Source organism: Sinomicrobium halophytocola (assembly GCF_052983395.1).
The window spans coordinates 365,069-390,992 of the sequence record NZ_JBRKIT010000024.1 but is presented as its reverse complement, the minus strand read 5'-3'; the positions used below and the strand labels follow the sequence as shown (position 1 = coordinate 390,992).

The window sequence follows — 25,924 nt, the reverse complement described above, 5'->3', positions numbered from 1 at the left end:
CTAATACTTTTTGAGAAATTCGTCAATTTTATCTATTGCTGGGTCAAGATATTTATCTATATCGTACAAGTCCATATGCGATGCACCCTCTATCACAAACCATTCTTTTTCTCCGGCTGCCATTTCATAAACTTGTTTGTCCATATCGTGGGTAAACGCTTCGCTTCCCGCAATTACCAAAAATGGTGTGGTAAAATATTTTGCCTGATTTACAAATACTCTTGCAGGGTCAACAGGCATACCAATTGTAGGATAATAAGGCGAATAATTTGGAATTTTGTCGTGTCCTGCTCTGTTGAAGTAATATTCATAAGCATCTTTCAATGCTTTTGAAGCATTTTCTGGCGGTGGTATTGGCATTCCTCCAAATGTTGGTGCAGTGTCGTATTCACCCGTTTCGTAGTAGCGTTGTTTGCCTTCTGCGGCTACTTCCAACATTTTGTCAAGCACTTCTTTGGGATAAGCACCAAATAAACTTGCGGCTGCATCAAAATTACCTACAAGTGTTGCAACGGCTTTAATCCGAACATCGCCAATTGCTACATTACAGATATAGGGTGCGCCCGCACAAGCTCCAAGCCCATAAAATTTCTCTCTGTCCACAAATTTTAAAGTCCTCAAAAAACTAATCGCATCTGTTGTATTCGGAATCATATTGTGCATCGATTCGTAGTTTCTTACTTCGCCCTCGCTATCTCCAAAATTTATAGGGTCAAAAACCAAAAAGACATAACCTTTGGCAGCAAGCTTATTACCATAAGTTGCGCCAGTTTGTTCTTTAACCTGCGTACCAACACGTGTATATATGATAGTTGGATACTTCTTTTCACTATCAAACCCTTTGGGTAAATATAAATCTCCCGCCAATTTGTAACCCTGACTCATAAAATAAACCCTGTTCTTTCCTTCATTTAATTGCGTATAGTCTACAGTCAAGACTTCTTGATTTTTCATTTTATTACTATTTAAATTGTTATGTAATTCTATTTGAGAGAAACCCGTTGTATAAACGCACATCATAATGGTTGTTGTGAAAGCAATATGTTTCACTTTCCTGGACAGCCATAAATTCTGGTTTTTGGTACGTTTGTTCATATAACTTTTACTTTTAAATTTCTAAATCAAAATTAATGAGTATCAAGATGTTGACTGTATCCAAATCTCTTAGGGTTGTGTTCAAATACAAGATTTTATTCAAATCCGGTTGAGAAGCTCAACGCTTTCAGTTGTTCCAGATTTTCAAGCTGAGATTTGTAATAATTTACAGCTCTTTCATAGGCATCTCCCCCCATCAACAAATGTAAAGGAGCATTTTCCTTTCCAGCGGTATCAATTAAAATCGTAACCAGTTTATCGGGATTTCCCGGCTGTTGTCCGTTAAATTGATTCATAGCATCAACCAGATGTTGTGTGCCGTATGCTTCAATTTTATTTTGGGCTACCGGAAATGCGCCTAAAAAATTTGTTCTGAAAAGCCCCGGAGAAACAATGGTCACTTTCACATTGAATGGTTTTACTTCCAGCGCCAATGCTTCAGAGAATCCAATCACAGCCGATTTAACAGCGTTGTAGCTTCCTGCACCTGCATCGGCAGAATAACCCGCAGACGAAGCAAAATTGAAAATGTGCCCGCTTTTTTGTTGTCGGAAATAAGGCATTACATTCCTGATTACATTTTGGAATGCAAACACATTAACAGCCACTGACTGCTGAAATTCTTTGGCAGAAACTTCCTCTAATGCTCCCAAAAGCATATAACCTGCATTGTTTACGGCAACATCAATTTTTCCAAAAGTTTTTACCGTTTCATCAATTGCCGCTTTTACTTCGTTATCGTCGGTAATATCAACTGTAAGTGCTAATAAATTCGGGGTCTTACCGATTTTTTCTTCAATGCTTGTTTTATCTCTTGAAGTTGCGGCAACTTTATACCCATTGTCTAATAATTGCTTTACAAGTGTTAAGCCAAAACCATTTGAAGCTCCTGTTATAAACCAAACCTGTTCTTTTTGATTACTCATCTTAATATAATTTTTATTGTTAATACGTTTTATTGAAAATTGTTTATTTAAGTCCTCCTGAGACTTCGATGCGGCTATCGGTTAAAAATTCCGAATCGTCGCTTGCCAAAAACACGGCTACTTTAGCTACATCCTTCGGAAAGCCCATACGGCCTAATGGAGTGGCTTTTATATATTGTTCAGCAACGCCACCACCAAAATCAACCTGTGTTCCTTCAGTTTCAATTGCTCCTGGAGCTATAGCATTCACGCGAATATTTTTTGGCCCTAATTCTGCGGCAAGCGCGTGCGTAATGCTTTGTACAGCACCTTTAGTTCCTGAATAAATTGAATAGGTAGGTACGCCTTTTTCACTCACTACAGAAGTCATATTAATAATGCTGCCGCCTTTTTCTCCAAAATATTTTACTGCTTCCCTTGTCGCCAAAAGATTCCCAAGAACATTGATACTGTAATGACGATTGAACTCCTCTACGCTTATTTCTTCTATAGGGATTGATTTGAAAACACCCGCATTGTTTACCAAAATATCCAAACGACCAAACACTGTATTTGCTTCTTCAAACATTTTTTTTACTTCTGCTTCTTTTGAAACATCAGCATATATTGCAATAGCTTTACCGTCCTTTGCGATAATTTCATTTACGATATTCTCTGCGCTTGCTTTATCACTTGCGTAATTGACTACTACACTGGCACCTTCCTCGGCAAATGCTCTGGCAATACCCGCGCCGATACCTTTGGATGCCCCTGTTACAATGGCTACTTTTCCTTCTAATTTTTTCATTTGATTATTATTTTACTTTTAAAATATCTTGTCTTCTCTCTTCAGAAAGCCAAGGATTTTCTACATCATCAAAGTCGGTAGAAATGCTTACGGATTTCCATTTCTCAAATTCTGCTTTTCTATCGGCATCAACGACTTCTAAAATAGCCACAGCATCTGAACCCAAAACCAAGTGAACAGGCGGTTCCGAATGTTCTACCAAATCAATTATCACTTGTGCCGCCTTGTCCGGATTTCCTAACGGCATAATGTCTTTGAGATAATCTTTAAGAGATTGCAGGATATTTTTGTAATCATCAATCGGTTCGGCATAAGTCATTGAATTGCTTGCCCAATCGGTACGAAAACCACCTGGTTCAATAGAGGTAACTTTGATGCCAAGTGCGGCAACTTCTTTACTTAAAACCTCGGTAAATCCTTGTAACCCGAACTTTGCTGCCTGATACATAGAAAAGCCGGCTGAACCAACTCTACCACCAACTGAACTCACATTGAAAATGCTACCAGAACGTTGTTTACGCAGATAAGGCAACACCGCTCTTGTAATTTCGATAGGTGCATATAAGTTCACATCTAACTGGCTGTTCATCTGCTCATCAGTAAATTCTTCTATAGCTCCTGTAATACCAAAGCCCGCATTGTTTACCAACACATCAATTCCTCCGAAGTGTTTTACCGTTTGTTCTACTGCTTTATGGATTTGAGCCCTGTCGCTCACATCTAATTGCAAAGCAAGAATTTGATTGGGAAATTTTTCCACCAAATCATTTAATTGTTTCGGGTTTCTTGCTGTGGCTGCAACGTTGTCACCTTTCGCTAAAACAGCTTCTGTTATACTCCTACCCAAGCCTCTTGAGCTTCCTGTAATAAACCAAGTTTTACTCATCTTTATCAATTTTTATTTGTTTACAACAAAAGTATCCACAAAAAGATATACTTTTGTTACTTGTATACAAAAGGATACTTAAAATGAATAAGCGTAGAAAAGAAGAAGAGTGGAATTTTCAGGATAAAATAAAATTTGTGCAAGACACACATTTTGTACTTGGCGGTAAATGGAAACTGCCTATTATCATTTCTATTTATAACGGACACAATCGCTTCAACGAAATTTTGCAATCAATTCCGAAAATTACAAATCGTGTTTTATCGAAAGAATTAAGGCATCTGGAAGAAAATCTGTTAGTTTCCCGAAAAGTCTATGATGATTATCCTGCAAGAATAGAATATACACTTACGGAATATAGTAATAGTGTTACTGAAGTTTTGGTAGCTATGGAGAAATGGGGAAAACAACATCGGGAAAGAATTAAAGATAAGATGTAATAATATTAGTAGATATATTTATCTACTACGCTGTCTAAAATGGTTTCTATGCTTATCAACGGCATCATCCAATCAATTCTGCGTTTGCATCTCCTTTCCATCTTATTTGGAAGTAATTTTTACCCTGTGCTTCGGGTAACAAACTGAATAATCCAATATCAAAACTGTAGGGATGCTCCTGTGGGATAAGCTCATTTTTGACCTTTATTCTTTTTTCAGATGCTCTGCTTCAAATTCTTCGGTTAGTTGAATAATTTTTTGACACAATAACGTCATTTCTGCCGTTTGCTTTTCTAACTTATAAAGGAAAGCTGCCGCTTTTTTCTCCGAGAAATTATGGTATAACATCTTCACGATTTGGTTGTAGTTTACACCAATACTCCTGAACTGGCTGTGGAAATTGGTTAACCGCATATAGTAATCCATTGTAACCGTATCAATTTTTATCGTCTTTATTTCTTTTCCAAACAACACGGAAGTAATGAATTTAGCCTTTGTATGCACACCAGATTTCTCAAACATTGCCAGAAATCGGGCGTTTTCTTCATCGGTAAGCCTGAACATATACCTGTTTTGTGCAGGGTTAAGCTTTGGTTTTCTACCGCCTTTGTTCCATTTTTTTCTTTGATTTCCATTCATAACAATCCATTTTTAATTTTTCAACCATTCGACTTCGGAGAAATGGTTTAGCCCCCTGCGTAAGGGCAAGTGGTTTTGAGCAGCGGAATTTATTTCGAGCAGCTCAAAACACAACTTGCCGTGTTCCGATGAACACAATAATCCGTCCTGCGGAACGGATTGGAGTTAGCAAAAAAAGCAGTCTGAAACTGCTTCCCATTTTGTCAATAAATACTTGTTTTTTGTATTAGAAATATCTCCATAGTTCCTTTACAAAATAAAGGAACGCTTGTCATTCGATACTTAGCCAAACACTACCACTGAACGCCAAAAGATGCCATTCAAGAATAAAAGACTGATAAAATCCAAATGAGTAAGATGAAGAAGCAAACAGGATAAACCGTTGCAAACAGGAAAGCATTTTGAAAGAAAACAATTGTACAGAACTGCATACATATTTACTCATTTAAAGTTCTTTGTACTCCTGCAAATAAATATGCTTTTGCGCTTTTATAGTTGTATGCTTTTAAAAACGTACATAGGTAGATACGTACCAACGTTTAAAGTCAATGTGTTTCTTCCTCATAAATTGTTTCCAAAAGAAAAAAACAGAAAAAAAGAAAGCCATTCAATTAAGGCGGACAAGCGGAAAAACCAAAAGGAAACGGAATAAGTCCCGAAGGGTGGCAGGGCAACACAATAACTCGGCGAAGCCACCTTATTTGCCCTGCCATTATGCCGTAGTCTTTTGGTTGGGTGGTGCGGCGGGTGTCCGCTTTACCTTTGCTACTTTTTTATTCTTTTTGGGTACATTTTCAACTATTCAATTTGGCAACTGAACGCCAAATGCTACCTCTGAAAGCAACATTAGAAAGCTCTGTATAAGTACCTTATATTTTTGAGGTTCAAAATGATGTAGATATGGAAATAACGGTTTTGGACATTCAGATTTTGAAAGCACTGCACAGGGAAGTAAAGGAAGTTTCCAAATTAATTGCCGAAATTACTGCACCCTACAAAGCCTTACAACAGGCAACGAAATGGCTCGACCAACAGGAAGTCTGCCAATTACTCAATATCAGCAAAAGAACTTTACAGACGTATAGGGCAAAAGGTATTCTTCGGGCAACGCAAATCAATCGGAAGACTTATTTCAGATTGTCCGAAGTGGAATTACTGATGCAGGGAGAGCGACCATTAAAAAAGCAAAAGAAATGAAGCAGATTGAAAATTCAAACGAGGATATGCTTGCTCTGCTCGAAGCTGTGGTAGGCATTAAAAATGAGCTACTCTATATCAGGGAATATTTCCACCCACTCTTAAAAGGGGAAATCTACCTGTCAGGCGAACAAGTTTGCGAGATGCTTCACATCAGCAAACGAACATTGCAACAGTACAGAGATGACGGACTGATACCCTTTATCAAGCTCGAACGGAAAATCCTTTTCCGTGAAAGCGATATTATCAAGGTGTTAGAAAATAACTATCAGCGCTAGCCGATTGATTAAAAGAATGTTTTGAAACTGTAGCCGTATTATTTAATTAACCTTAAAGCATTAATGATTTTTTACAGATGAACTACTTGTTGTTATTTCAATAAAACATAAATTTTCCACTTTTTTTTTCATATAAATACTTTTCATTTCTAAATCCCATTGTTTTACGATATTGCTCATCAAATATATCTGCTAAATCTGGAGTAGTTGCGATTGTATTAGCGTAATTTATCTGTTTTTGATTTAGTTTCTTATTCAAGAATGCTCCACATACTTCCAATTCATCTGTACAAATTAGTTTACCGTGTAAAAGCTCCCTCATTAATAAGAATTCCACTAAGTTTTCAGGTTTCTGTTTACGAGCCATTAACGTTAAAAGAAACACTTCGAGGTCATCAAGTTTAACAACCCAAGGAAAAATATCATTATCCTTTTCTAATTGAATTAGTGTAGATAAATCACATTGGATTTGACCAAATGTTTTAAGGTTTACTATAATTGGAAAGTCTTCTTCAAATTGTGTTGTATCAATTTCTTCAATAAGATTACCATTTTTATCGGTAATTTTTAGAGGTTCTTGATTAATAAATTTCTCTTCTACTCTACGAGTTTGTTTGTAACCATAACCAATGCAAGCATCAAAATCATCTTTTATCCGAACAAATGCTTTTTCAGGATTTCTAAAGGGTTCTCGGAGTGAATAACCTTTTGCTTCTATTATGAAAGCGTAGTTTTTCCATAGAAATAAAATATCTTGTTCGCAACCGTCCACATAATAGCCTTGATATAATTTAAAGTCAGAGCCAAAGAAATTAGAAAAGAGTTTCACTATATTTTTTTCTAATAATTTACCCTTTACATCTACATATTTGGTTTTATGTTCTGTTGTTGTAGTCGTTACTTTTTCAAGCAATGTTTCAATAGCGTGTATAACTTGTTTTACCTCAAAAACTTGATACATTTTTTCATCAATTGATAATATAGGCTTTTCGTATAGTGGATTGCCTGGTTTAGTTTCTGTATAGTATAAAAAGTCCTTTTCCTCTCGTTTTGTAGATAGTAATTGTAAAATCTTTTGAACTTTCTCAATGGTTAGGATTTCAGAAACAAGCTCTTCGGGATAAAATCTATCCATTATTCCGTGGTCAGCCATAAAAGTATAAAGGTGCATATCCTTTTCGCCCATTTCCCTTATAAAATCAGGTACTCCGTCAATTACACCAATTTCTACTTTTGTATATTCTTTCCAATTAGGTCTTAATAATGCTTTGTTAGTTGAGAATGCTTGAAAGTTTCTTTGATTTAGTTGGTCAATATTTTCATAAAATTGAATAAAATCTTGTGTTACCAATCCTATCTCATTTTCAATAATATCATCCATTGGAACAAATAAATCTTTAATCCAATTTATTACCTGTTCTTCATAGTTTAATGGTCCTTGATTAAAATAAGAAAGAAAAGAAGGCATTGCAACCTGCCTTATCCTTTTCCATTCTTCGGTAATTTCTTCAGGATTTTCTGTAAAGAACAGTTTATGATATTCTGCTTCTATTTCATTTAATAAGGGAACTATCCGGTCCCATTTTTCGGGGTCATATTGAATATCAACACCATTTGCAGGATTTGAACTTACATTTAAACCTGCAAGGTAATATAATTGCCTAAGTGGTGAGGATAATTTTCCTAATTGGTCTTGAGCCCGACCTATATTTTTCATTAAAAAAGATATGTCCCCAAGAAACCATTCTGCGTTATATGTTGAAACTATCTCTTTTAGAGCCTTTGATTTTATTTCTAAATTCATTTTTTTTATATTATATCATTAAATATTTATCTTGAAAAACTACCAATGCGATTAAATTTATCAATGTACTTCCCATAAAGCAATAGTATAAATATTCCCCAACTCTCTGTACATATTTTTAATCGCTCAACCCATTTAGATATTATTTCCATATTCATTACCAATTGATAATCTTCTTCATCTCCTTTTGGTTCAGGGAAAATATGGTCTTTAATATTTATCATTGCTTTAAGATATTCTTGCTCTTCTTCACTATCAAGGTAACTGTCTTCGTCAAATGGAAACATATTGATCCATACAACTAATGAATCTAGTATTGTTTGAAAAGATTCCTGTAACTCTAAACCTATTTTTTGTATGTATTGCTGTAATTTCTCTTGATCGGATTCCGTCAGTTCAATTTCATCAAACAATCTCAAATCGTAAAAGTGATCTGTCAACAAAAGTACTTTCCCATACACTTCCGTAGCTTTAGTTATATCATTAAACTCCGGATATAAATTTACCCATCCCTCAATATTCAGATTTTCAATAATTTTTGCCTCAATCGGTTGTGGTATCGAATTAATTAAAGATAATTCTTCAAACAACTTATCTTTTATGTTGTATAATCTGACTTCATTCCATTGATTGTTTAGGCTTTTTTTCTGAATGGTCTGGATGAAATAAAAATTCGAAAACCAAAATTGTAGCATCAAATATTTCAAACTTGTGTATTCAGGATTATCTATTGTCTGTTGTACAATTTGATAAGCTTCTTTATACCCCATTAACGCCCAAAAAGGACTTTCTCCATCAATTAAAATAATAGGCTTATCATTCGTTGTCTTATTATTAATATACCTGATTGAAAAAGAATTGGATTTTGAAGCCTGTTTAAAGTCTTTTATTATTTTGTTTTCGAAATCTGATTTTAGCTTAAAAATCCGTTTTGCTGACCGTTCTCCTTTACTATTATTATTCAAAAAATCTTTCCATATTGAAGCTGTAGTAAATAAGGTATTCGTTTCGATTTTTGAATGATGTGTATTATCAATATTCCCTAAGATAGTGTTGTATTGACTATTATAAACTTGAAGCTTTTCAATTGCATTGTAAAGATTGATTTGAGATAAACGTTCGGTATTCTCATCGTGTATATGCTCTTCATCAGTTTTTAATTTAGCCTTTGAATATAATGTACCGGCTGACTGCTGGATAAAATTTTCTATATCTCCTCTAAAGTCTGAAACACTTTTAAAGAACAATTCGTATTTCGATTGCAACTTTTTATTACGTTGCTCTCTTTCATTTTCATTGGTTGCTCCTTTTTTCTTACCGCCATAAATACCTAATGGATCTGTAATAAATTTAGGCTCTTTGATGCCTTCCGATCTTTCAAAAAGCATATTCTGCATAATTGGAACTACGGGCATATAATTTACACTGCCTTTAAACAATTTCTCAAATAAGGTATTAAACTCTTTGATTTTATCTTTGATATTTATTTCCCAGTCATTTAGTTGATTCGTGTAATCATTCCAATCTTCTGGTCTTAATTGATATTCATATAGTTTGATGATTGAGGAATTGATATTTACCCATTCTTCTAAAGGAAGATTTTCGATAGATATTGTTTTGTGTGTATCATCATAATCCACTCCTAAAGTTTGTAAACGATGACCATATCCTTGGGAATTAAATTGTTTTTTGTCTGGAAGAGCGGTTCTGATAACATCTAAAACATATACAATAAAATCATTGGTTGACCTTTCTACATCATTTTTTAGAATATCAATGATGTAATGTACATTCACTTCGTTGTCATCTACAGATAAATGGATTACATCAAATTCTTTTTTTATTTGTTCGACGAAAATATCAAGATACTTTTTTCGTATAGCATCCATTTCTACTGAATAAGAATACATACCTAACATCAATTTAGATAAGCTTTTACTATCCATTATTTTGAATGCAGATTCATAGGTAATTTCTGCAAATGGTGGTAATTTCTCTTTTTGATTGCGTATGTTTTTAAGCCAAAATAATGCTTCTCCAAAAGATTTCCATCCAAATATGGTTAAAGGTATTTCTTCTGGAAAGTCAAGTTTATGGATGACTTCAGCTGCTAAATTGAAAACATTCTGATTAGGTAATAATCTCTGATTGATGTCATTTATTTTTTCTCTCCGTTCGTCATCCACTTTCAGTATATCAAGCATTCCATTTTTGTCATAATTGCTTCCAAACAGAAAGTCTGTAAACATTGTCCAAACACCACCACAAATGGTTCTGCATTCATCTATAACTTTACGGTTATTTTCAACATAATTTTTAGTGCCCAGCCATATAAAAGAATTTAAAATTGAAGTATATATAGACCAATTCCTTACAACAATTTTATTGTTTAAATCAGTAACAAATTGATTAGGCTTCAGTATTTCAAGATGGAACATTTGTAATAAGAACAAGTACAAATCTTTCTCGTCTATCAGCGGAACACACTTATAAGCATATTCTTCTTTATACGTTGTAAATTCATCAAAAAGTATTTCCACTAACTTCTGTGAACGAATTAGATGTAATCCCTGAATGTATTTCCCATTCAATGATTTCTGGACTAAATATTCATTCTCTAACTTTTCGATTATAAATTGATAATCAATGTTTGAATCTAATTTAGATACATCAATCTTAGCTCCTAAAGAATCAGCAAGGCTCACAATTCTTAAAAACTCAATCTGCGGATTACGACCTTGATGACTTTCGTTACGCAACTGTTGAATCTGTTGTTTCAGCTTATTTTGTAACGAGCTTCCCTGAGTAATGGAATACACAAATTCTAACAGTGGGGCATCATCACCAATTTGAATCCAAGCCTGTTCAAAGTCTGTAAAATGTGTAATTTTATTTCGTTCGTTTAATTTAGTGTAGATAATTTCCGCTTCTTCATTAGATAAGGATAAGTCTATTTCTTTATGCTCAAATTCTACTCCGATTGCCGATGCCCTGTACCAATCTTCATTCCTTATGGCTACTAAAAACCTAATATGATTTAAATGGGCAGATTCTTTTATTATCTGGAGCCAATCTGTTGAATTGGGATTTACATTGATTACAAATACGGTTGGAACTTCCAGTTTCCTACTTATAGAAGCAATAGCTTGGATTGACTGTTGAGTTGTAATGGGCTCTTGTTGAATATTCAATTCGTAAGAAAGCCAATCATTGACATAATTATGAACATAACTATACAATAAAGCTGTCTTCCCTTGACCAGACGCACCTTTAAGTATAATAGTGTTATTGTCTTTTAACTCATCATTTATTAGTTCCAGATATTTTGCCCTATTAACATCAAGACCCAACAAAATGTGTTCATACCTGGTTAAAGTCGCATTGTAGAATTCTTTTTCTAAAAGCGTTTGATTAGCATTTTCTGTAGAAACCTTATGCAATGGTTTTAATACTACGCCATATTGATTATGAACAGCAATTCTCTCCGTTATATATATCGCAAAATCCTGAATCTTGCTATAAAAATCCTTAGTAGTTGTAGGATGTTGTTTTTCTGCAATAAACTGTAACCAGTTCAACAGAAATCCTATTGTAGGAATAGGATCAACTTCAGGGAAATTACTTTTAATCATTTTTTCAATTTCTTCAGCAATCTCTTCCTCGCTAATCTCTATAAATTGAGCTTTACTTTTAACCAATTTCCATTCATCTGTTGTTATCTTATATTTTTTCAGAATTGTTTTCTGTTTTTCGGAAACAGTATCTTTATGCTTTTCCCAATTCTTTAGCTCTTGGCTTATTTCACCATAAGAAACCAATATTGGAATTGCGTCTGAATATTTAGCTAAAAACCTCTTAATGAATGAAGTTTTATGCTCGGATAGAATATCAGATAATGTAATTGATCTTCCTAAATTCTTTAATTGTATGGCATATAAAAGTTGACCACTACCATCCAATACGTCTAAATCTTCTTCTCCTTCCAATCTAAATACAAGGTCTTTTGACAAGGAGGATAAGATGTGATATAATGAATATAAAAATTGGGTTCTATAACCACGTAAGGCTGCTATTGCTGACATTAGAAATTCTGAATTGATAATATTGTTAGGCTATAAATTTACGAATATAGTTGCCTCATTTTTTTACCAATAAAGAAAATGCGTGATAGAGTTACATTTGCCTAAAAGAGCTTTCCATACTTTTAAATTTATGTGATACTTTTTCCATATCCTTTGCAACTTTCTCGTTGAGTATCTTGGCATAAATCTGTGTAGTGGCAATATTCTTATGCCCTAACATTTTGCTCAAGCTTTCAAGCGGAACACCCTCGCTTAAAAACAGCGTAGCGAAAGTGTGCCGTGCCAAATGAAAAGTTACTTTCTTTTCTTTAAGACAGTCGATAAGTTTGGATATTCGTTTCAAACTATCATTGCAGACCGTGTTCGAGGGAACAAGAAACACCTTGCCATCTTTTGAAAATCCTGAGTATTTCTCGATAATCATTTTAGGAATATCCAACAGCATTACATTGGATGATGTTGATGTCTTTTTTCTGCGTATGATAATCCATCGGTTACCGTCAAAGAAATCTCGGATATTACTGTTTTTAAGTCCTTTCATATCTGAATAGGAAAGCCCCGTGAAGCAACTGAAAACAAACAGGTCTTTTACCAATTCATCTTTCTTTGTAGCACAGTTGAATGTTACAAGTTGTTCCAATTCATTTCGTAGTAGATAGCCACGGTCTTTATCTTTTTTGGTGTTTTTGTATTCACTAAACGGATTGAAAGCAAGATGTTTTCTGCTCATTGCCAATCGACAAACTGTTGTAAAGCCAATCATATAAATCCAAATGGTATTATGCCCTAAATTTTGGTCATCACGCAAATAGTAATCAAAGTCCTGTACAAAATCACAAGTAAGGTCATTAAATGTTAAATCTGTATAACCATATTTTACACGAGCAAAATTGCGAAGATGTTTTAAGAGTGTTCTATATCTTCGGTAAGAGCCTATAACTCTAAGTCCACTATTAACTTTTTTCTCGAAATCTGAAAGAAATTGTTCGTAGAATTTGAAAAAGGTAAGTTCTCCGCTTTCCATACCTAAAAAGGCATTTTTAAGTTTTGCACTGTTTACCGTTCCGTCGTTTTTCAGGACTTTGGAATAACATTCCTCGATGCCCAAACGTATTTTGTCAAGTTTACTGTTTACCTGCTGGGCTTCTCGGCTTTTTCCTAAAACTCTGCCATATTTCAAATCCCAATTTGTTGAAGAAGTATCCAGTTTGGTACTGAATGCAGTCTGTGTACCGTTTACGGTAATTCGGCACATAATAGAAACTAATCCGTTTTTCTTTGGGGCATTCTTTTTAAGGTAGAACAGTACCTTAAACGTTGATTTTTTTGTCGTTTCCATACTCACGATTCTTAATGATAAAATTAAACTTATGTGAGCCACGGAACAATATGAAAAACTGTGCAAAAAGCTGAAATACAAACTATTAAAGCATTCATTTTCGATATTTAAAAGTAACGTTTTAGTAACCTTACTTTTGCCAAACCTCGCTTTTTTCTGCTTTTTACCGCATTACAAAAAAACACAAAACGGCTGTAAAGCCTTTATTTACAACCGTTTTACCTGTTTTTAATCTTTGATGTATTTTTACTGAAAATTTATTTTATAGGCCGTACCTTACTTCTGCCTACGGAGTATTAAAGCCCCTTGCATGCACCCTTCTTTATCTCATCAGTTTTTAATGTATTAACCTGCCGTATAGGTTTCCAGTACCGTTTTCAACCACCGCTCCAGGTCCGTTCCCGTAGCACGGTCCGCACGGTCCAGATAAAAATGTTTAACAATTTTCAGTCCGGAGTACGTGTAAATCCCCGAATCCGAAGTAAGAGCCAACGCCCTGTCCATTCCCGTTTGTCTGTATTCTTCTGCAGATTTTCCATGGGTGTTCACGATTACTGTATCTTTCCCGCTGAGAAGCCCTTTCTGTACTCCATTGTCATACCGGTATGCAAAACCATAACTGAATACCCTGTCTATATACCCCTTCATCATTGCCGGAAGACCGGTCCACCAGACAGGATAAATAAACGTTATACAATCTGCCCAGGAGATATATTCCTGCTCGGCCTTTACATCGTCGGCAACAACCCCCTTGCGCTGTCCCTGAACATCACTAAGGGAAAGTACCGGGTTGAACCGAATCCGGTATAGATCCCTTGTGCGTACTTTGTGCCCGTTTCTTTTCAGGTAATCCTCCAGGTTCTTTTTCAACCATGCGTTCGCGCTTTCCGGATTGGGATGTGCATAAATAATTAAATGTTTCATGTGCTTATTTTTATCGTTTTTTAATGGTCACATGAAACCTTAAATGATAAAAATAATCATTACCCCTGTGTGTTTAATGATTATTTTTATCATGTCGGTTTCATCTTTTCTACTTTTAATGTTGATAAGATAAAAGTAGAACACACGAAATTCCTGAAATTGTAAGAAAACGAAATTCAGCTTACGGGATTGCAGATCTCCTTCTGGAATTTGAGGTACTTCACCGGGGTGAGCCCCAGGTAGTATTTAAAATCACGTATAAGCTGGCTTTGATCGTAGTATCCGCACGTATGGATCACCTCAAACCAGTTAATGTCAGATACCGGCACATGCTGTTGCAACATTTCAATAGCCTTTAAAAACCGGTAATAACGGCGTATCTCTTTTGCGGAATATCCGAGTTGTCTTTTATGCTGAATCTGGATATTCCTTTCGGTCTGCCCGGTTTCTTCCGCAAGGGTTTTGATAATATCCAGGTTTTCAGCTCGGAAATTGACTAGGAGGCTTGCAAGAACATTCCTGTCCTTCAGATATGGCCGGCAAAAATCGAGAATAAAATCTACCCGGCCCTTATTCGCAGGCAAGTTTTTGAGTTCGGCCCATAACCCGGAAAAACAGTTGTCGCCCGTTAAATGGTCCGGGTGGACCGCTATTCTTTCTTTTATTAAAACATTCCCGAAAAAACGAAAAAAAGCATCATCCTTAAAATTGGCAACCAGGATTTCCGAACCGGGTACAAGGGTGTAGTCAAAAACTTTTTTTACCGGCCCCAGCAATAAGCATTTCCCTATCTCCGTCTGCTCTTCTCCGGATTGTATTAAGGTCTTTCCGCCAAAATTGAATATCAGTATGGTTTGATATGAAGGTAAAAGGCTTTTGCGTATATTTTCTTCCGAGCGGTTTGCTGCAAAGTAGAAATGTGTAAATACTTCCAGGAACTCAGGAGGTACCGGAATACGATAGGATTCATATGTCCCGGAGTTTGACATTTTTATGGCCGATCAATTGTTTTTATTTGCTTACTGGTCAAGCGTTAATTTTTAAACGAGTTCAATATATAAAATACAGAACATTACCGTAATTTTCGGTATTTTGATTTGAATTGAGCTTTTTTGGGCCCTTTGTGAAACCTCCGTGTGTCTCCGTAAAATAGTTATTGCATAAAGAGATTAAAGCAGTATCATTCCGGGCGGAACCGGGAAGCCCGAATGCCCCCAATTCCGCCCGGAATGACGAATTAAACGGTTTTTACCGTCTTTAAGAGTGAATACTACTTGGCTCCCCACTCCTGCAATGCATCCTTATTCAGTTTCACATAATCCGCATTACCTGCCTTTTCTGCCGCAGCAAGGGATTGTTTTGCAGCTTCGATAGCTCCCTTTTTATCTCCCGCTTTATGGTAGATCAATGATTTTTGACGCAACATCCAGAAAGGGGCTTCTTCTTGCATGGATAACGCTTTATCTATCCATTCCTTGGATTTTTTAATGTCTTTACCTTCCTCCAGGTAATATACCGCAGAAGAAAAATAATCGCGGGCAGAAGGACCGTTGAGCGTACTTTCTATACTTGCTACGGCTTTAGTTTCTGTAGGTACTTCTATTTCCACTCCTGCATACACATTTGCCCACATGATACCGAGTTCTGCCGAATTATTGGTAATATCCCCGAATAATATCGTAAAAGACTCGATATCAAAAGGAAGGTTGTCCGGTGTTATGGTTGTTTTCAATGCTACTTTACTGTCGTCCCATTCCTGCGGATTTCCCCAGTTATTGGTATCGCTGTAAAATATAACCTCCCACGAAGAGGCATTGGGAATAGTATAAATAGCATAGCTGCCTTTTTTCAGTTCCTTCCCTCCTATCTTAACATCGTCACTAAAAGTGATCTTTGTGTTTTCATTGGCGCCGGTACGCCATACTTTTCCGTAAGGGATCAGGCTGCCGAAAATAGTTCTTCCCCGCATAGCAGGACGGGAATATTCCAGGGAAATATCTGTCAGTCCCACTGTTTGTTCAACTTTTGAAGACGGACTCGGAGCCGGAGTCTTTACTTGTGCTGTAGCCATCACGGAAGCAATTGCAAAACCGCATAGCGCTAAAATGTGTTTTTTCATGGTTATTGATATTGAATTAGTTATTATTAATGAATACTATTTTCGCCTTAAAGATAATGAAGAAATACAATTCACGAAGGCTAAACTTTACTTTTCCTGCAATCTTAATCCCCTTCTTTTGTGGTATTGAAAAATCGTTTTCGGCAATTCGGAAATAGACTTTTCATTTTGTACTTTAGGAAAACTAACTCATTTATAAACCAATACTTTATGAAAACATTCTCCCCTTTACTGGCATTGTTTCTATGCTGCGCTTTTTCCGCCCTTGCACAAAAAGGAATGACTCCGGCCAAAAAAGCGGTCATCGGGTCCGTAGAGGCTCATGAAAAGGAACTTATTACTATTAGTGACAAGATCTGGGCACATGCCGAAACTGCTTTTGACGAAACAGAATCTTCCAAGTTGCTGGCCGATTATGCCGAAGCCAATGATTTTACCGTTGAGCGCGGTGTCGCCGGAATGCCTACCGCTTTTGTAGCCACCTATGGCTCCGGAAGCCCGGTAATAGGTATCCTGGGTGAATTTGATGCCCTGCCGGGAATATCCCAGAAAGCGCAACCTGAAAAAGAACCTTTGGAGGAAGGAAAACCCGGGCATGGTTGCGGACACAATCTCTTCGGAACGGGAAGCCTGGGTGCTGCCATAGCTATAAAGGAACTTATGGCGGAAGGCAAGCTCAAGGGAACCATCAAGTTTTACGGTACCCCTGCTGAAGAAAAGTTTTTCGGCAAGCTCTGGATGGCCCGTGAGGGACTGTTCAGCGACCTGGATGTATGCCTGGACTGGCACCCTTCCGCAGAAACCATGGCCAATGTGCAAAGTTCCCTCGCACTGGTAGACTTCATTGTGGAATTCTACGGACAAGCCGCCCACGCTTCCGCCGATCCTTGGAACGGCCGCAGTGCCGCCGATGGCATGGAACTGTACACGACCGGGCTCAATTTTCTCCGGGAACATGTCAAACCGACGGTCCGTATACATTACCACATACAGGATGGCGGACAGGTGGTTAATGTAGTCCCCGAATATGCCAGGGTATGGACGAGGGTCCGTGATACCAAACGGGATGGTGTAATGGAAGTTTACGAAAGAGTAAAAAAGATCGCGGAAGGAGCGGCAATGATGGCCGGTGTAGAATATAAGATCTCCCTGGTATCCGGGCTCCACGAAGTGCTGGTCAACCGCACCGGAGGGGCCATTATGCAAAAAAACCTTGAGCTGTTGGGATCTATAACCTATACGGAAGAAGAAACGGCTTTTGCAAAAAAAATACAGGAAGCTACCGGAAAACCTCTTGTTGGTATGGACAGTGAAATCCGTCCTCTCGAAGAAACCCTGGAACATCCCGGCGGTGGTTCTACCGATGTGGGCGATGTTAGCTGGGTGGTCCCGGAAATACGACTGGGGGTTACTACCGCGCCAAAGGACACCCCCTGGCACTCCTGGGCTGTAGTAGCCTGTGGCGGTATGTCCATAGGGCACAAAGGGATGTCATATGCCGCCAAAGTGCTTGCCATGACAGCATTAGACCTGTTCGAAGACCCGGAAAAAGTAGAAGGGGTCAAAAAGGAATTCCGTGAACGAAAAGGAGATTCCGAATATAAGGCCATCCTGCCCGACGGACCACCTCCGCTGGACAGTAAATAATTTTCTCTGTCACTTAGTCAATGAGTTATTCGGTTATTAGGGTTATTTAGACAACATAGAAAAACTTCGACAGTCTCTTAGTGCCCCAATAACCGAATACCTCATTAACCCGGAATACAATTTTTCAGAAGCTAAGCAATCCCGTTAACCGCCTGGAGTACGGGAGCACTTGTAAACATCCGTGTATTTGTAGCCGACAATTTAGCGCTGATTCTTAAAAAATATTCTCCTTTGTTCTGAAATCCATAAATACCAATTGGTATATTTTATTATATTTGCATATAATTACCCTTTATTATGTTAACAAAATCAGAGAGAACTTCCAGGTTTATTATTGAAACCACGGCTCCTATTTTTAATAGGAACGGCTATGCCGCTACCAGTATGAGTACCATTACAGGAGCTACCGGACTGACCAAGGGAGCGATATACGGAAATTTTAAGAATAAGGAAGAACTGGCCATAGAAGCCTTCCGATTCAATGTAAGACATGTACTTCAACAGGTAAGGGAATACCAGGAAAAGGGCTCCTCTCCCCTGCAAAAACTCCTGCTCATTGTGGATTTTTACAGTAAGTACTCCGATTTTTCCAGGGCAATGGGCGGATGCCCTATACTCAATATAGGGGTAGATTCCAATCACCAGAACGAAAAACTGCTGCATGGCGTCCGTAACATTATACGTAAAATCGAAAAAAGCCTGGCAGATATCATAGAAGAAGGTAAAAGTAGCGGGGAACTGAAAGCTAATCTCAATGCTTCAGAAAGCGCACGGCAGATGTTCAGCATGATCGAAGGGGCTATTTTCATGAGCCTTACCATGGACGATACATCCTATATCCTTAGTACTACAAAAATACTGAAACGTATTATTCACGGAGAATGGCGCAATGCTTAATGCCATTAAGAAAATACCTTCCTGAATTTTTTAAATAATAATATACCATTTGGTACAAAAATAAACAGGTAAACATGGAAAAAAGACCGAGTATTTTAGAAAGCAGGACGAAAATAAGGTTTCAGGACTGTGATCCCTTCAACCATCTTAATAATGCCAGGTACCTGGATTATTACATCAATGCCCGTGAAGACCAGTTGCTGGAACAGTATGACCTGGACATATTCCGTATCGTCAGGGAGCAAGGGCTCGGATGGGTGGTAAGCAGCAGCCAGGTAGCCTATCTGAAACCCGTTTTTACTATGGAGGAAATAGTTATAGAAACACAACTTATTCAATACTCCGATAAACACCTCCTGGTAGAAGCCCGCATGTGGAACAAGGACAAGACCGTCCTTAAATCACTGGCATGGGTGAATTTCGTTCACTTTAACCTCCAAACTAACAGGGTACAAAAGCATGCCGAAGAATTCCTTGAGCTTTTCCGTGAAGTTATGCTCCCGGTAAAAAACACTACCTTTGAGGAACGCCACCTGAGTTTCCGTTCTCCGAAAATGGCATGATAGGTATCGCCGGAATTCCCGCCGATCAAATAAATACCCGATGTATCCGATATGCGCATAAACCAGTATATAGATCATACCCTCTTAAAACCAACGGCAACCTTGAGGGATATAGAAAAATTGTGTCAGGAAGCTGCCGATTATCGTTTTTATTCTGTTTGCGTACACAGTTGCCATGTTCTCCAGGCCCGGGAATTACTGATAGATTACACCGATGTGCATGTATGTTCCGTTGTCGGTTTTCCCCTCGGTGCTATGAGCAATAGGTCTAAATTGTTCGAAGCCGAACAGGCTGTTGCAGACGGTGCCGATGAGATAGATATGGTACTTAACCTCGGGTGGCTAAAATCCGGTAACCCCGGAAAAGTACTTCAGGAGATCAATGCCATAAAAAAGGCCATCGGGACCCGGATCCTCAAAGTCATTATAGAAACCTGTTACCTCGATGACAAGGAAAAAACACTGGCCAGCACCCTCGTAGCAGATGCCGGGGCCGATTTTGTGAAAACGTCCACAGGTTTCGGGAGCGGCGGAGCCACTTTTCATGACATAGAATTAATGCGGACTGCGGTAAAAGGCCGCGTACAGCTAAAAGCATCCGGAGGTATAAAAAGTTTTGAGGTTGCCAAAAAATACATAGATTTGGGGGTTACCCGTATCGGTACCTCCAGCGGTATCGCCATTGTGGAAGGGTACGCCTCTAATGAATCTTATTGATATGAGTTTACACATACGAGCAGAAAAAGGAGATATTGCAGAAACCGTATTACTCCCCGGCGACCCGCTCAGGGCACGGTGGATAGCGGATAATTTTCTCGAAAATGCAGTACAGTACAACGATGTACGCGGTATGTATGGCTATACAGGCACTTATCGCGGAAAAAAGGTGTCCGTACAAGGCACCGGCATGGGAATACCTTCCATAAGTATTTATACACACGAGTTAATAAACGACTACGGAGCAAAACAACTTATCCGCATAGGAAGCGCCGGATCGTACCAGCCCCATGTTAAGGTCCGGGATATTGTGCTGGCCATGTCGGCATCCACAAATAGCAATATCAACCGTATCCATTTTAACCAGGACAGCTTTGCCCCTGCTGCGGATTACCAGCTTTTTATCAAAGCCGTCAAAACTGCCGAGTCGGGCGGGATTGCCATAAAGGCCGGAAACATCCTTACCAGTGATATCTTTTATGACAATGACCCGGATTACTATAAAAAATGGGCGGAATACGGGGTGCTTTGTGTGGAAATGGAAACCGCCGCACTTTATTCGATAGCTGCCAGATTCGGAGTACAGGCGCTGGCCATCCTTACCGTTACCGATCATCTGGTCACCGGGGAAAGCATTACTACAGAAGAAAGACAGACTTCACTGGAAGAAATGGTAACACTTGCCCTGGAACTTGCATAATCACATCGAAGGTTCCAAATTCAAAGTATCGTAATTCCGATAATAGTTATTACTTTTGCTGTCCTTATGCAAAAAAAGATCAACATACAAAACAAACGTGCCCGCTTTGAATTCGAATTGCTGGATAAATACGTAGCCGGAATTGTCCTTACCGGAACGGAAATAAAATCCATACGTCTCAGCAAAGCGTCCATTGCGGAGAGTTTTTGTGAATTCAATGATAAAGGAGAGCTTTTCGTTGTCAATATGTATATCGAAGAATACACGCATGGCACACACTACAATCACCAGCCCCGCAGTGAACGTAAACTTCTGTTGAACAAAAACGAACTTCGGAAACTGAATAAGGAAGTGAAAAACGTGGGACTTACCATTGTTCCCCTGCGCCTGTTCATCAACGACCGCGGATTGGCTAAGATAGAAATAGCCCTCGCGAAAGGAAAGAAGACGTATGATAAAAGGGAAACGATCAAGGACAGGGACAACAAACGAAACCTGGACCGGATCAAAAAAGCGTACAAATAAAAGATTATTGCTTTCTAAACCTCAATAAGCTTGTTTTTTATAGCGTACAATACCAGTCCTATCCTGCTCTTCACTTCCAACTTTTCAAAGAGCACCTCGCGATAACCATCGATGGTTTTAGGAGAAAGGAACATGTCTTCCGCTATCTCTTTATACGTGCGTTCCGTACAGGCCAGTTTCAGGAACTGTACTTCTCTGTCCTTAAGGTGAAATCCGGAAGAATTGTCCTTTTTGTCTATTGAATCCAGGATGGTGTTAGTGATCCTATCCGAAAAATAGAATCCCTTGGTCAGTACATCGTCTATCGCTTTTTCAAAAATATTGGGGTGAATGTCCTTCAGCAGGTAGCCCTTTGCTCCCAGGCGGAGCATTTTTATAATGGTTTCTTCCCGGTCGTCCATGGAGAGGGCAAGTACCTTCTGGCCCGGGCAATGCTCTTTGAGCCATGCCATGGTCTCCAGACCGTCCATTACCGGCATATTGATATCAAGGAGCACCAGGTCCGGATAGTTTTCCCGGCTATCCATCCGGGCAATGAATTCCTTGCCATTCATGGCGTGAAAAAGCACCTCATATTTTTCGAAGGTGGAAACAAGGGAAGTTAAGGATCGTGCAAAAAGTAAATGATCATCGACTATGGCAATACCATTCTTATTCATTTTGGGTTTTGGTTGGTTTAAAGGGATAAACCAAAGTTACTGAAACTCCTTCATTTTTTTTAGCTTTTATGGATAATTTTGCCCCGATGAGCTCCGCTCTCCTTCGCATATTGAGAACACCTACCCCGTCCCCCGCTTCCTGCATGTCAAACCCAATGCCGTTATCCGTCGCGGAAACCAGGATATCTTCCGGGGAGTATTGCATAAAAATCGACAATAAGGTCCCCTTGGAATACTTGATACAATTGGAAAAACATTCCTGGAAAATGCGAAAGACGATAACCTCGTCCTTTTTATCCATAGGCATGGGTTCCCCTTTTACCTTAAAGTCGATCTTGAGAAAATTGAGCCGTTTAAAGCGGGTGGCCTCGGCCCTCAGGGCTTCTTCCAGACCTACATTCAGAATAAAATCGGCATTCAGGGAATGCGATAACTGCCGTATTTCACTGACTCCCCTGCCCAGGACCTCCGTGGCTTCCGCAAATTGTTTCTTTTGCGCATCCGGGACCTCGCGTTCCAACATATTGAGCTGCATCTTCGCGACGGAAAGCAACTGACCAATATTGTCATGCAGTTCCCAACTTACGTTTTTCAGGGTCTGTTCCTGTATTTCCGTTTGGGTCTTGGCGAGTTCTTCTTCGAAGTATTTTTTGTCTTCCGCTTTCTGGATAAGAAGCTTGGTCTTCCTCCGGTGGAACAAAGAAAAGATGATGACAAGGGCCACCAGCAACATCAAAAGGATGATGGATGAGGCCAGGATCAGTAATTGTACTTCTTTTTGCTCCATAATACGCCTATAACAAAACAACTGTGCATTACTACGTTGAGTATAAAGATAACCAAAGAATACAAATCGCCCCCGTAATGGAAAAATTCCGAAGCAATCATAAAGGGAAGAAAGGGAATGAAGAATAGCAAAATCCCCAGGCTAAACCAAAAATAAACAGAACGTTGAAAGTGAAGGATAAAATCATCATTGAATACTTCCACAAAATAGAGACAGATCGAAATAATAACAAAAATAGTTCCTATAATATACGAATAGGTTTGTCTTTCATAAATAAAATCCTGTAAGAAGATAGTATTCAAAATATTAAACACCATAAAGAGGAATCCCATTATCAAAATCCAATTCCTATAATGTGTCATTTTTATTAGGTATCTATACCAAAAGAAATAAAAAAGGAATTGAACTACGGTGTACGTATTGACAATAAAATGAATTGGATATTTACCGTCTAAAATTTGATAATAAACTATTTTATACGAAAATTCCGTTATCACGGTAAACCAAATAGAATATAAAAAATATTTAGCTCTTCCCCTTGCATATCTTGAATATGCAAGGGTAGCTATAATAGCGGATAAAAGAGCTATATATCTAATACTTATTGTAAGTGTTTCCAAATTTAACCTTGTACTGTCATTTCGAGCAGAGTCGAGAAATAACAGGATTAAAGTATTCCCTCGACTCCATTACTAATGACCATTGAGACTAATTATGAGCAATTATACTAATATGATGCCTTAGGCGGATCTCCAGCTCCACCATAATTATAAGGATCAATTTCCTCAATATTCTCGGCCGCATTATAAAACATAAACGGCACATTCACCACAGCCCCTTCCTGCCGTTCCGATTTTCTTCCGGCCGGGGAGATGAACATGGTCATAAAATTCCGTTTTTCTCCCAGTTCTTCATCATCGGGATAAATACCGAAATAGAACCGGTAGCCTTCCAGCTTATATCCTTTTTCTTTAGCTTCCTGTTTTACCCAGGCAAAATAGTGTTCCAGTTCCTCTACCGTATAATAGGTATGGCTGGTCAGTTCGAAATCCGCTTTTGCCGTGGGGATAAACCCGGCCTTTTGCATCCTGTTGAGCCTGGCTGTATCCTGTGCTCCTTCCATAAGCTCCGTGAGCTCCTCTACAAACCTGCTGCTCAGTTTCGCAGCCCGGTCCCTGTCAATGGTCTTTTCAGGTTTTTCCACTTTCGGAGGCTGGCACGATCCCAGGACGATTAAAAAAGATAAGGCCAGTAATCGTACAGCCGGTTTACATAAGGTAGTTTTCATAATATATGTTTTTTTTATTGGTTTAGTTAAAAGTATGGAGAAAAGCATGAAGAATAAAGCCTCTTTTACGAAAAGGGGAAAAATCCCCTTTTAATTCCGGGGAAAACACCCTTGTACTCTTTGTGGTGTAGGGATACTTTTGAATATCAATTAAAACTATCCCACAAAATGCTTTTTGAAATAGCGCAGATAATAACAGAACAGGTCAACCAGTACCTGGAAGATTCCGGCCTGGATAAGTCCGTAATACTCGAAAATATCGCCATACTGGATTCCCAGGGCGAAAATGCCGACAACCTGACGGACAAGGTGGCCCTTACCCTTATTAATTTCCATGAAGAGGCCACTTTAAAAAACTTTCCGAACAATACATATGAACAGGACAAGATGATCTACAAAAACCCGATCATTCACCTGAACCTCTTTCTTCTTTTCAGCGCCAACAGGAATACATATAACAAATCCTTAAAAGACGTATCCAAAATAATGGAATTCTTCCAGGGCAAAAGAGTCTTTACCCAGACCAATACCATATACGACCGGGACAGTATTTCCATGGCGGATGTTAAAAACTTCAAGTTTACCATAGAACTCTACACCCCTACTTTCGAAGAACTCAATTTCATATGGGGCACCCTGGGGGGCAGGCAGCTTCCCTCCGCCCTGTACAAACTGAGCATTGTTCAGATAGAAAGAAAGGACAGCATAGTCGGCGAAAAAGGCCTTATCACGGAAATAAACGGAACTCTAAACAAAAACTGAGATGTCATTTCAAATCCGATATAAAACCCTGTTCCGTGTGTTTCTCTACCACAATTACCATCTCAACGACGGTACGGATGAATTTAACGCCATGAACAACGAAGAAAAGGATATCCGGTTAAAGGACTATGACCATCGCGCCTTCTTGGGGATCACCCCCACCGGTGATACTTCCCGGTTCCTGGCCGGTCACAACCTGGTTTTCCGTTCCCGGAAGGATCACTTCAGTATAGGGGTGAAAACAGACCCCGACAACGAACAGCAACCGTTTATCCCTATCGACACTACAGCCTCCCTGACCTTTCTCATCAGGATAAAAGACCCGTATTTTATGAACTATACCCGGTATACCGCCGAAAAGGACCGGGTGCTGTACCTCACCAATGTAAAGCCCGCCACCGAAGGCATGGACTTTGCTTATATCCCCGGGTTTGCGGAAAACGTCTTTATCGATGAAAACCACATCCTGAGCGAAGACGGGACACGGGATTTTCTCGGGGAATTGAAAGACCGTGAAAAAATCGGGATATCGGGCTGTATAAAACTTCATATGCAGGGCGATTCCCCCGATGATAACATACTGGAAAACACGGGCGATTTACCTGCAATTGTTCCCCGATTCAAAATACATTTTGACAACCGGAAGACATTCTGGAAATACCTGAAGCCTTCGGAAGGCTTCGAGGCAGAGACCCAGGCGGAAAAACCGCTGACTAAGAACGGATTCATAGAAATAGACCCGGATACCGACTTTGCCGCCCCCCCTCCCGGGGCCGGGACATACAGGTATCCCAATCCTTCCGTGTATTCCATTAAGACCGTAGCGAACAAAACCTATTCGGAAATATTCATTTAAAAACCAA

Annotated in this window: 26 protein-coding genes; 11 read left to right on the top strand and 15 right to left on the bottom strand. The window is 38.7% G+C overall.

All coding sequences use genetic code 11. From position 1 onward, the window contains the following. The 4 genes from ACVBDY_RS09260 to ACVBDY_RS09245 form a co-directional block, all read right to left on the bottom strand. On the bottom strand, positions 1 to 1,095 hold the full coding sequence (locus ACVBDY_RS09260; RefSeq protein ID WP_447175194.1) for an alpha/beta hydrolase: 1,095 nt from the start codon (positions 1,093 to 1,095) through the stop codon (positions 1 to 3). Positions 1,096 to 1,190: 95 nt separating this feature from the next. Continuing rightward, positions 1,191 to 2,021 (bottom strand): SDR family oxidoreductase, encoded by an 831-nt coding sequence (locus ACVBDY_RS09255; RefSeq protein ID WP_447175193.1) that lies wholly within the window; start codon positions 2,019 to 2,021, stop codon positions 1,191 to 1,193. A gap of 43 nt (positions 2,022 to 2,064) precedes the next feature. After that, a complete protein-coding gene (locus ACVBDY_RS09250) occupies positions 2,065 to 2,808 on the bottom strand; it encodes an SDR family NAD(P)-dependent oxidoreductase (protein ID WP_447175192.1) in 744 nt (247 codons plus the stop codon). 7 nt (positions 2,809 to 2,815) lie between these two features. Then, positions 2,816 to 3,694, bottom strand: a complete 879-nt coding sequence (locus tag ACVBDY_RS09245) for an oxidoreductase (RefSeq protein ID WP_447175191.1) — start codon at positions 3,692 to 3,694, stop codon at positions 2,816 to 2,818. An 83-nt stretch (positions 3,695 to 3,777) separates the two neighbouring features. On the opposite strand from ACVBDY_RS09245, the gene ACVBDY_RS09240 reads away from it, so the two are divergent. Then, positions 3,778 to 4,134 carry a winged helix-turn-helix transcriptional regulator gene (locus ACVBDY_RS09240; protein ID WP_447175190.1) on the top strand — a complete coding sequence of 119 codons (357 nt, stop codon included), beginning with the start codon at positions 3,778 to 3,780 and terminating at the stop codon, positions 4,132 to 4,134. A 204-nt stretch (positions 4,135 to 4,338) separates the two neighbouring features. On the opposite strand, the gene mobA is transcribed toward ACVBDY_RS09240, so the two are convergent. Continuing rightward, positions 4,339 to 4,773: a conjugal transfer protein MobA gene (mobA, locus tag ACVBDY_RS09235; protein ID WP_447175189.1), complete on the bottom strand. Its 435-nt coding sequence runs from the start codon at positions 4,771 to 4,773 to the stop codon at positions 4,339 to 4,341. A gap of 900 nt (positions 4,774 to 5,673) precedes the next feature. Between mobA and ACVBDY_RS09230 the strand changes: the two genes are divergently transcribed. Beyond that, positions 5,674 to 5,970 (top strand): helix-turn-helix domain-containing protein, encoded by a 297-nt coding sequence (locus ACVBDY_RS09230; RefSeq protein WP_447175188.1) that lies wholly within the window; start codon positions 5,674 to 5,676, stop codon positions 5,968 to 5,970. Beyond that, complete coding sequence (locus ACVBDY_RS09225) at positions 5,967 to 6,248, top strand: helix-turn-helix domain-containing protein (RefSeq protein ID WP_447175187.1); 282 nt, start codon at positions 5,967 to 5,969, stop codon at positions 6,246 to 6,248. Before ACVBDY_RS09230 ends, ACVBDY_RS09225 begins: the two co-directional genes overlap by 4 nt. Before the next feature lie 97 nt (positions 6,249 to 6,345). Here ACVBDY_RS09225 and ACVBDY_RS09220 read toward each other — a convergent pair whose 3' ends face one another. From ACVBDY_RS09220 to ACVBDY_RS09195, 6 genes are all read right to left on the bottom strand, one after another. Next, entirely contained in the window at positions 6,346 to 8,052 is a 1,707-nt protein-coding gene (locus ACVBDY_RS09220; RefSeq protein ID WP_447175186.1) for a hypothetical protein, read from the bottom strand. A gap of 26 nt (positions 8,053 to 8,078) precedes the next feature. Further along, complete coding sequence (locus ACVBDY_RS09215) at positions 8,079 to 12,134, bottom strand: hypothetical protein (protein ID WP_447175185.1); 4,056 nt, start codon at positions 12,132 to 12,134, stop codon at positions 8,079 to 8,081. 91 nt (positions 12,135 to 12,225) lie between these two features. Continuing rightward, complete coding sequence (locus tag ACVBDY_RS09210) at positions 12,226 to 13,473, bottom strand: site-specific integrase (protein ID WP_447175184.1); 1,248 nt, start codon at positions 13,471 to 13,473, stop codon at positions 12,226 to 12,228. A 345-nt stretch (positions 13,474 to 13,818) separates the two neighbouring features. Beyond that, positions 13,819 to 14,397: an NAD(P)H-dependent oxidoreductase gene (locus ACVBDY_RS09205; RefSeq protein WP_447175183.1), complete on the bottom strand. Its 579-nt coding sequence runs from the start codon at positions 14,395 to 14,397 to the stop codon at positions 13,819 to 13,821. Positions 14,398 to 14,573: 176 nt separating this feature from the next. Continuing rightward, a complete protein-coding gene (locus tag ACVBDY_RS09200) occupies positions 14,574 to 15,386 on the bottom strand; it encodes an AraC family transcriptional regulator (protein ID WP_447175182.1) in 813 nt (270 codons plus the stop codon). A gap of 281 nt (positions 15,387 to 15,667) precedes the next feature. After that, on the bottom strand, positions 15,668 to 16,516 hold the full coding sequence (locus ACVBDY_RS09195) for a DUF2911 domain-containing protein (RefSeq protein ID WP_447175181.1): 849 nt from the start codon (positions 16,514 to 16,516) through the stop codon (positions 15,668 to 15,670). A gap of 210 nt (positions 16,517 to 16,726) precedes the next feature. On the opposite strand from ACVBDY_RS09195, the gene ACVBDY_RS09190 reads away from it, so the two are divergent. The 6 genes from ACVBDY_RS09190 (at position 16,727) to smpB (ending at position 21,565) form a co-directional block, all read left to right on the top strand. Continuing rightward, positions 16,727 to 18,163, top strand: a complete 1,437-nt coding sequence (locus ACVBDY_RS09190; protein ID WP_447175180.1) for an amidohydrolase — start codon at positions 16,727 to 16,729, stop codon at positions 18,161 to 18,163. Positions 18,164 to 18,460: 297 nt separating this feature from the next. Further along, complete coding sequence (locus ACVBDY_RS09185; RefSeq protein ID WP_447175179.1) at positions 18,461 to 19,060, top strand: TetR/AcrR family transcriptional regulator; 600 nt, start codon at positions 18,461 to 18,463, stop codon at positions 19,058 to 19,060. Between the two features lie 74 nt (positions 19,061 to 19,134). Further along, positions 19,135 to 19,623 (top strand): acyl-CoA thioesterase, encoded by a 489-nt coding sequence (locus ACVBDY_RS09180; RefSeq protein WP_447175178.1) that lies wholly within the window; start codon positions 19,135 to 19,137, stop codon positions 19,621 to 19,623. Positions 19,624 to 19,674: 51 nt separating this feature from the next. Next, positions 19,675 to 20,340, top strand: coding sequence for a deoxyribose-phosphate aldolase (deoC, locus tag ACVBDY_RS09175; protein ID WP_447175177.1), 666 nt, complete (start codon positions 19,675 to 19,677; stop codon positions 20,338 to 20,340). A gap of 1 nt (position 20,341) precedes the next feature. Further along, a complete protein-coding gene (gene deoD, locus ACVBDY_RS09170) occupies positions 20,342 to 21,040 on the top strand; it encodes a purine-nucleoside phosphorylase (RefSeq protein ID WP_447175176.1) in 699 nt (232 codons plus the stop codon). Between the two features lie 66 nt (positions 21,041 to 21,106). Continuing rightward, positions 21,107 to 21,565 carry an SsrA-binding protein SmpB gene (gene smpB / locus ACVBDY_RS09165; RefSeq protein WP_447175175.1) on the top strand — a complete coding sequence of 153 codons (459 nt, stop codon included), beginning with the start codon at positions 21,107 to 21,109 and terminating at the stop codon, positions 21,563 to 21,565. Between the two features lie 14 nt (positions 21,566 to 21,579). Here smpB and ACVBDY_RS09160 read toward each other — a convergent pair whose 3' ends face one another. From ACVBDY_RS09160 to ACVBDY_RS09145, 4 genes are all read right to left on the bottom strand, one after another. Then, the gene (locus ACVBDY_RS09160) at positions 21,580 to 22,224 is read right to left on the bottom strand and encodes a response regulator (RefSeq protein WP_447175174.1); all 645 of its coding nucleotides are present in this window, start codon (positions 22,222 to 22,224) and stop codon (positions 21,580 to 21,582) included. After that, positions 22,217 to 23,011: a sensor histidine kinase gene (locus ACVBDY_RS09155; protein ID WP_447175173.1), complete on the bottom strand. Its 795-nt coding sequence runs from the start codon at positions 23,009 to 23,011 to the stop codon at positions 22,217 to 22,219. The genes ACVBDY_RS09160 and ACVBDY_RS09155 overlap by 8 nt, the downstream gene beginning before the upstream one ends. Next, complete coding sequence (locus ACVBDY_RS09150; protein WP_447175172.1) at positions 22,984 to 23,313, bottom strand: hypothetical protein; 330 nt, start codon at positions 23,311 to 23,313, stop codon at positions 22,984 to 22,986. Before ACVBDY_RS09150 ends, ACVBDY_RS09155 begins: the two co-directional genes overlap by 28 nt. 425 nt (positions 23,314 to 23,738) lie before the next feature. Next, positions 23,739 to 24,299: a hypothetical protein gene (locus ACVBDY_RS09145; protein WP_447175171.1), complete on the bottom strand. Its 561-nt coding sequence runs from the start codon at positions 24,297 to 24,299 to the stop codon at positions 23,739 to 23,741. A gap of 168 nt (positions 24,300 to 24,467) precedes the next feature. Between ACVBDY_RS09145 and ACVBDY_RS09140 the strand changes: the two genes are divergently transcribed. Beyond that, entirely contained in the window at positions 24,468 to 25,061 is a 594-nt protein-coding gene (locus ACVBDY_RS09140) for a contractile injection system cap protein (RefSeq protein WP_447175170.1), read from the top strand. A 1-nt stretch (position 25,062) separates the two neighbouring features. Continuing rightward, positions 25,063 to 25,917, top strand: coding sequence for a hypothetical protein (locus tag ACVBDY_RS09135; RefSeq protein ID WP_447175169.1), 855 nt, complete (start codon positions 25,063 to 25,065; stop codon positions 25,915 to 25,917). The last annotated feature ends 7 nt before the right edge of the window (positions 25,918 to 25,924 follow it).